The 3711-nt window shown below is 70.1% G+C and carries 3 protein-coding genes; all 3 read left to right on the top strand.

Going from position 1 to position 3711, the window contains the following annotated elements:
• Nucleotides 1-765 (top strand): FAD-dependent monooxygenase (locus AQJ64_RS43735; RefSeq protein ID WP_211286537.1); only part of this gene is annotated, 765 nt, incomplete at its 5' end.
• A gap of 207 nt (nucleotides 766-972) precedes the next feature.
• On the top strand, nucleotides 973-2670 hold the full coding sequence (locus tag AQJ64_RS43740; RefSeq protein WP_079062316.1) for a thiamine pyrophosphate-binding protein: 1698 nt from the start codon (nucleotides 973-975) through the stop codon (nucleotides 2668-2670).
• A gap of 33 nt (nucleotides 2671-2703) precedes the next feature.
• Nucleotides 2704-3522: an SDR family NAD(P)-dependent oxidoreductase gene (locus tag AQJ64_RS43745; RefSeq protein WP_055638104.1), complete on the top strand. Its 819-nt coding sequence runs from the start codon at nucleotides 2704-2706 to the stop codon at nucleotides 3520-3522.
• The last annotated feature ends 189 nt before the right edge of the window (nucleotides 3523-3711 follow it).

The raw sequence follows: 3711 nt of genomic DNA on the forward strand, positions 1-3711 counted from the left end.
GTTCGGTTCGAGGACGGTGAGACGGTCCGCCCGGACATCCTCATCGGTGCCGACGGGGTCCACTCGCGCGTGCGCAACGCCATCGTCGGCCCGACTCAGGCCAGGGAGTCGGGCATCTGCGCCTTCCGCGCCCTCGTACCGGCGGCGAAGGCGCCCGACTTCGCCAGGCGGCGCGCTCAGACCCTCTGGATCGGCCCCGACCACCACCTCGTGCACTACCCGGTCTCCGGCGAGGAGTACGTCAACCTCGTCGCCTTCGCACCGGCCGGAGCGAGCAGTGTCGAGTCGTGGACGGCCACCGCGACGCTCGAGGAACTGCTCGACGAGTTCGCCGGCTGGGATCCGCGTCTGGTGGAGCTGATCAGGGCCGCAGAGACGCCGGGGCGCTGGGCGTTGCTCGACCGCGAGCCCCTCGACCACTGGAACCGCGGGAACGCGACCCTGCTGGGTGACGCGGCCCACCCGATGTTCCCGTTCTTCGCCCAGGGCGCCGCCCAGGCGATCGAGGACGGCGCCGTCCTGGCCCTCTGCCTTGCCGAGGACCCGGACAACCCGATCGCGGCGCTGGGGCGCTACGAAGAGCTCCGTCGACACCGCACGGCCCGCCTGCAGGACGTGTCGCACGGAAGGTCCCACATCAACCACCTTCCGGACGGCCCCGAGCAGCAGGCACGCGACCTCGCCTACTCGCAGGCCGACCCACTCAGGGAGAACGGCTGGATCTACGAGTACGACCCCGAGGTCGCCGTCTCGGCCTTGGTGTGAACCAGCCACGAGGCTCCGACCCGGCCGGTCCGGTCGACGAGGCCTCGATGTTCCCAAGTCGATCAAGGCGTTGACCATCCAACGAACACGGCCATTGTCGTCACCCGGGCCACGCCGGAGACTCCGGTGCGGACGGCCTGAGACACGGCCCTGTCACCAGTGATTTCCATGGAAACCCTGAATACGTCCAGAAGGGCGGATCATCGAATGGCACCCGCAACCGGTAGTGGGCTCGTCGTGCGAACGCTGCAGCGAGCCGGAGTGAACGTCGCCTTCGGCCTGCCCGGAGCGCATATCGACGGCATCCTCCAGGACGCCCTGGATGCCAAGCTCCGGATCGTCGACGTGCGCCACGAGATGAACGCCGGCCACGCGGCCGAGGGCTATGCGCGGGTCACCGGAAACCTGGGGGTCGCCGTCGTCACCGCCGGCGGCGGCTTCACCAACGTCCTGACCTCTGTCGCCAACGCCCATCTGGACCGGACCCCGGTCCTCTACATCGTGGGCTCCGGGCCTCTTGAGACGGACCAGGTCAACGACCAGCAGGCCGGGTTCGACCAGGTGGCGATGGCGACCCCGGTGACCAAGTTCGCGCACCGCGTCACCCGTACCGAGCTGATCCCCCGCCTGGTCGCGCAGGCGATCCGGACAGCTCAGTCGGAGCCCAAGGGGCCGGTGCTCCTCGACATTCCCTGGGACGTCCTGCGCCAGCGGGTCGACGTCGAGGAGGCCGAGGACTACCGCGTCGAGATCGACGGCAGCGGTATCGCCTCCGCCGACGGCGTCGACCGGATCGTCGCCGCGCTCAGCACAGCCGAGCGGCCGATCGCGCTGGTCGGCAAGTCCTTCGTCACCGCCGACGGACGGGCCCGGTTGCACGAGTTCGCCGCCCGTACCGGAGTGCCTCTCTTCTCCGACTGGGAGGGTCTCGGGGCGATCGTCGGCTCCGAGCGGCACGTCGGTCTCCTCCAGAGCCTGGCCACCGTCCCCGAGGACGAGCGGCCCGACCTGGTCCTGCTGCTGGGGCTGCGCTTCGGCATGGCCACCCAGTTCGGCACGGGCCGACTGCTCCCGAAGAGCGCGCGGATCTTCCAGATCGACCCCGACGGCCGTGAACTCGGCCGTCTGCAGGAGGTCGAACTCGGCATCCAGGCCGACGCGGTCGGCACGGTCGGCGTGCTGAACGAGCGCCTGGGCGACAGCCCCGTGCCCCCCGGGCGCGACGACTGGCTGAAGACCCTGCGGGACATCTCGGCCACCCGGCGATCCGCGCTCGCCGCCGAGACCGAGGAGCACGGGGACGACGCGATCCACCCCTACCTCGCGGTCCGCACGATCGCCGAGAGCGTCCCCGAGAACGCCACCGTGGTCGTCGACGGCGCCCTGACCGAGCTGTGGCTCTCCGAGACGATCGCCCTCGCCCCGCTGGCCCACTACCTCGGGCACGGCTACCTCAGCTCGATGGGGAGCAACTTCGGCGTGGCCGTCGGAGCGCAGTACGCGACCCCCGACAAGGCGACCATCCTCGTCACCGGCGACGGCGCCGTCGGCTACAGCCTCGCCGAGTTCGACACCCTCGTCCGCGCGGGACTCCCGGTCATCGTGATCGTCCTCAACAACCAGGCCTGGGGCGCCACCCTGCACACCCAGCAGTTCTTCTTCGGACAGGACCGCGTCACCAACAACCGCCTTCAGAACGGCTCCTACAGCGGCGTGGCACGGGCTCTGGGTGCGGACGGTGTCGACGTCACGGAACTCGACCAGCTCCGCCCGGCGATCGAGGCCGCTCTCGCGGCCCGTCGGCCGACGTGCATCGACGTGCGCGTGAGCCTTGCGCCCATTCCGCCGGAGGAGCGCGTCCTGAACGGCGGAGCTCCGTTCGGAGGCGTCGAGATCGACGCATGAACCGCCACTCCTGACCCCCCACGAAGGAGAACCATGAACGACACGACTGATGCCGGGGCCCACGACCGGACCGTCGAGGACCGGCGTCAGCGTTTCCTCGGGAAGACCTGCCTCGTCACCGGCGGCAGCAGAGGACTGGGACTGGCAGCCGCACAGGCGTTCGCGCGCGAGGGCGCACGCGTGGTCGTCATCGCGCGCGACCCCGACCAACTGAAGATCGCGAGCGGTCTGATCGGCGAGGGCACGATCGCCGTGGCAGCCGACCTCTCCTCGCCGGCCGGCATCACGGCCGCGGTCACGGAGGTCGCCGCACAAGTCGACCACGTCGATGCCGCGTTCCTCAATGCCGGGCAGGCGGGCATCAAGCGCCTCGACGACATGGACGAAGCCACCTGGGACATGGTGTTCAACACCAACGTCAAGGGCTCGTTCTTCCTCATGCAGGGTCTCAGGCCCTTGCTCGCGCCCGGCGGGGCCGTCGTCTTCTGCGGCTCGGCAGCCGGTCGAAGGGCCAGCGCGGGAACCGCCGCCTACGGGACCAGCAAGGCCGCACTCGAGCACCTGACACGCATCCTCGCCGCCGAAGTCATCGGCGAGGGAATCCGGGTCAACATCGTCATCCCGGGCGGCATGAACACCGACATCGCCGCCCGCACGACGGGCCTTCCGCCCGGTGGAGCCGAGGCCTTCCGGGAGCGGGTCAGGGCCAGCACTCCCATGCTCCGAGAAGGAGAACCGGACGAGCTCGCCGACGCCGTGCTCTTCCTGGCCTCGTCCGAGGCCAGCTACATCACGGGCGCGGCCCTCCCCGTGGACGGCGGCGCCACCGGCTTCACCCGCCCGCCGGCATAGAGACGACGGGCGCCGTCGATCACCGGTGGCGCCCCAGGACCCGAGCGAGGACAACCACCATGGAGTTTCCCTTCGGTCAGCCGACCGACGCCATCATCCAGGTCGCCTACACGGTCCCCGACCTCACTGCCGGGATGCGCTGGTGGACCGGCGAACTCGGCGTCGGGCCCTGGTTCGTGAACGAGAGGA

Origin of the sequence: Streptomyces griseoruber, assembly GCF_001514205.1 — a bacterium.
Taxonomy (GTDB): Bacteria; Actinomycetota; Actinomycetes; order Streptomycetales; family Streptomycetaceae; genus Streptomyces; species Streptomyces griseoruber.

Coding starts and splice junctions, on each gene's coding strand:
- AQJ64_RS43745 (WP_055638104.1), top strand. CDS start 2,704: ATGAACGACACGACTGATGCCGGGGCCCACGACCGGACCGTCGAGGAC.
- AQJ64_RS43740 (WP_079062316.1), top strand. CDS start 973: ATGGCACCCGCAACCGGTAGTGGGCTCGTCGTGCGAACGCTGCAGCGA.